The sequence below is a fragment of the Cupriavidus basilensis OR16 genome (assembly GCF_000243095.1).
Lineage (GTDB): Bacteria > Pseudomonadota > Gammaproteobacteria > Burkholderiales > Burkholderiaceae > Cupriavidus > Cupriavidus basilensis_D.
On the sequence record NZ_AHJE01000390.1, the window covers coordinates 1 to 479 of the forward strand.

The 479-nt window shown below is 65.8% G+C and carries 1 protein-coding gene; it reads right to left on the reverse strand.

Going from position 1 to position 479, the window contains the following annotated elements; genetic code table 11:
- On the reverse strand, nucleotides 1-295 hold a 295-nt coding region (locus tag OR16_RS39305), incomplete at its 3' end, for an MFS transporter (RefSeq protein WP_202801132.1).
- Nucleotides 296-479 lie beyond the last annotated feature (184 nt).

Genomic DNA, 479 nt, shown 5'->3' on the forward strand with positions numbered 1-479 from the left:
TATAGGTGGGCAGCAGGCCCATCAGGCCAGTGGCCACGCCCATCAGGATCAGCGTGGCGACCAGCACGAAGCGCCGGCCGAGCTTGTCGCCCAGGTGCCCGAACAGCACGCCGCCGAGCGGCCGCGAAACATAGCCCACGGCATAGGTGGAGAATGCCAGGATCGTGCCGGTGAGCGGATCGAACGAGGGGAAGAAAACCGCATTGAACACCAGCGCGGCCATCAGGTTGTAGACGGTGAAGTCGTACCACTCCAGCGTGGTGCCGATGGTGCTGGCCGCGGCCAGGCGGCCCATCCTGGGCTTGGCGGCGTGGGTGGCTGCATCGAGCGTGCCCGCAGCGCTTTGCGCGGTGGAAATCGTGTTGGCGTTGTGCATCACGCCACCTCCCCGGAGAACAGCTTCCACTTGAGCGCATAGCGCGCGGCTTGCTGCGTCGATACGCCAAGGCGCTTTGCCGCTTCCTGCAGTACCTGCTCGC